The sequence below is a fragment of the Okeania sp. SIO2F4 genome (assembly GCF_010672385.1).
Lineage (GTDB): Bacteria > Cyanobacteriota > Cyanobacteriia > Cyanobacteriales > Microcoleaceae > Trichodesmium.
The window spans coordinates 1-2,658 of sequence record NZ_JAAHGT010001148.1; the positions used below are offsets into that span (position 1 = coordinate 1).

Annotated in this window: 4 protein-coding genes; 1 reads left to right on the top strand and 3 read right to left on the bottom strand. The window is 33.2% G+C overall.

Annotated elements, in window-relative coordinates:
- Positions 1-88 precede the first annotated feature (88 nt).
- The gene (locus tag F6K22_RS38165; protein WP_293110079.1) at positions 89-286 is read right to left on the bottom strand and encodes a hypothetical protein; all 198 of its coding nucleotides are present in this window, start codon (positions 284-286) and stop codon (positions 89-91) included.
- A gap of 148 nt (positions 287-434) precedes the next feature.
- Here F6K22_RS38165 and F6K22_RS38170 point away from each other — a divergent pair, with 148 nt between their 5' ends.
- A complete protein-coding gene (locus tag F6K22_RS38170; protein ID WP_293110081.1) occupies positions 435-572 on the top strand; it encodes a hypothetical protein in 138 nt (45 codons plus the stop codon).
- A gap of 330 nt (positions 573-902) precedes the next feature.
- Here F6K22_RS38170 and F6K22_RS38175 read toward each other — a convergent pair whose 3' ends face one another.
- The gene (locus tag F6K22_RS38175; RefSeq protein ID WP_293110083.1) at positions 903-1,406 is read right to left on the bottom strand and encodes a DUF4149 domain-containing protein; all 504 of its coding nucleotides are present in this window, start codon (positions 1,404-1,406) and stop codon (positions 903-905) included.
- Positions 1,407-1,899: 493 nt separating this feature from the next.
- A partial coding sequence (locus F6K22_RS38180) for a sodium:solute symporter family transporter (RefSeq protein WP_483244197.1) occupies positions 1,900-2,658 on the bottom strand: 759 nt, incomplete at its 5' end.

A 2,658-nucleotide genomic window follows, 5' to 3' on the forward strand; every position in this document is an offset into this window, starting at 1 on the left:
AAGATTAACTGGGATTTTTGACCAGTAAATATGACTTTTTATTCAACTAATTTCAAAAACTGAATGCTAATAGCTGAAAGCCTAAATACTAACTAACAAAACTGGTTAATATTCCTAAAATATTCGGTAAATTATAGACGGAATATTCCTCTAAATCTATGATTATTGTTTGAGCTTCTAACTCTAGAAATTGCCAAGCAGTACCAGTAGTAACAACTCCATAAATCTTGGGAATTTCCTTGTCTTTGTCTTGATTAAAAATTTGAGCAGCAACCATTTCTGTCATACATTGAGCTAAACCATTTCTCAGATTATCGTTTTTAGCTTCTACTAAAGTTATTACTGGTGCTTTGAGAACTATTTGCTGGGTTGAAAAACTAATAATAAAGTCACAAAAACCATTTAATCCTAACTCTGGATTAACATTAAACTCAATGCCAGAAAATAAACTTATCTGGTTATTAGATATTTTTTTTACTTCTGCTAATATCGGCGCAATAATAAATTCTGTTTGCGGAGCATTCCGTCAGGAAACAAGCTTTTTCCAAAGCGATCGCCACTGCCAATGGTAGATAATATTCTAAAACTTCTTGAATAAATTGACCTTGAATAAATTGACTGGGAGAAACTTCTGGTAATTGCTTAAACTTACCGAATAATTAAAGTTTAAAGCCTCTCCTTTCAATTAGAAAAAGCGGTCGAGATATGGATGGGTTACCTTAGGATGGGATGGCGAGGAGACCTCGCCATATCCAATCGACCAAGAGAAGAAAAAAATTTCACACTCCGCGTCAATCAAATCCGTTTGGGGGAGAGATAATTATCCATTATCCATTATCCATTAATGAACCACCCTAATTTTTTTGACTATCTTCGTAGTACCGTAAGAAATAATTATTAATTCAGTTTTGTTGTCGGTAACACCAACCAAATAAAGTAGCACCAACAACCAATTTAATTATTTCTAATAACCAGTAACCCCCGTGCATTTGATTCATTGCCACAGGAACTTCTTTAACTGACTCAAACAAATTTAGATTAATGCCCAAAGCAGTCATTTGAGGAGTTAAACCATAAGTATCAATTAGAGCGATCGCCAATAATACTATAGAAAAAATAATTGCTGTTTTAGTATTTTTAATGAAATTATTTGGCGCAGCACTCAAAACTAATAAACCTGTTAAACCCAAACTTGCACAAAGCAACTCAACTCGGTTAAATACAGAAAACATTACTGAACCTGCTACTGTAAAATCTGATGTATTCATCATCCCAGAAGCATACATACTCGGCATAATTACTAGGTCTAAAATTATGCAGGCGCTTAACCAGAAACCTAAAGTTAAACAAACTATTGTTTGCCAACGTTGTTGATTGGACTCCAGATTTGGAGAAATAATTGCCATTACCTTATATATATCTAACTACTTATCTACAGCTTAACGAAAATTCCACTCAATTAGCATTAAGTAGTGTTAAGTATTTTTACAATTTGCTTTTCATAGGGAGTAGGGAGTAGGGAGTAGTAATTAGGAAAATAGAAAAATTGTGACAATTTACTAAAGAGTACCTATAATAATTAAAAAAAGCGAAAAATTTATCACTTTTAGCAAATGGGGAACAGGAAATAGAGAATAGAAAAAAAGTATTTTTGTAAATATGAGATGCACCCTTCCCCCACTCCCCTACTCCCTCACTCCCATAGTCCTTAACTCCTTAAAAAGACTTTTTCAGCAAACCCTATCCAGATATTTAAACCAAGTAAAATATAATCCTATCGACAATAAAATAAACATCAACAATAAAACACCAAAATTATCCCACTGCTTCATCATTAATATCATTCCCATCAAAAATAAAGCCAAGTTCTCTCCTAGATAACTAAAGCCTTCTTCCTTTTTATCTCTGTATTTTATCCAGATGCTTAAACCAAGTAAAATATAACCCTATCGACAACAAAATAAACATCAATAATAAAACACCAAAATTATTCCACTGCTTCATCATCAACATCATTCCCATCAAAAATAAAACCAACTGCCAAGGAATAGCAATCAAAGTTGCCAGAATATCTCGTCGATTTTCCCTTTGAATTTTTACCTGAAGATTAGTTGGCAAATTCTGACTAACCACTCCCCAAAAACCAAAAGGTCGAGTCACCCGATAAAAATTCTCAATCACTTCCAAGTTAGTTGCTGGAGTTAAAAATGTTCCAATAATACATCCTAAAACAGAACAAATACTCGGAACTAAAAACAGAATATATTCTTGAAGTTGAGGCATATTCAAAAAAGGTAAAATCACCGCTTTGGTCAAAATAGCTGCAACTAAACCCGCACCAGTACCAATGGCAAATCCATAACCATTAAATCGCCACCAATACCATCTCAAAACTAAAGGAATAAACAACCCAGTTCCTAACCCTAAAGTCAACCATCCCCAAATATCATTAATATTCGTGATATTAAAACTAAAAATTAATCCTAAACCAACAATAAAAATAGAAGCTAAACGACCTTGACTAATCAATTGTTGATTAGAAGCTTCAGGTTTAATATAAGCTTGATAAATATCCTTAACCCAATAGGCAGCAGTAGAATTAATAATCGAATCAAAAGTTGACATTGCAGCAGCAATAAAACAAGCAACCAATAAACC

What these genes read in the sequence shown, in the direction of transcription:
- F6K22_RS38165 (WP_293110079.1), bottom strand. Translation starts at nt 286, where the DNA reads ATGACAGAAATGGTTGCTGCTCAAATTTTTAATCAAGACAAAGACAAG.
- F6K22_RS38170 (WP_293110081.1), top strand. Translation starts at nt 435, where the DNA reads ATGCCAGAAAATAAACTTATCTGGTTATTAGATATTTTTTTTACTTCT.
- F6K22_RS38175 (WP_293110083.1), bottom strand. Translation starts at nt 1,406, where the DNA reads ATGGCAATTATTTCTCCAAATCTGGAGTCCAATCAACAACGTTGGCAA.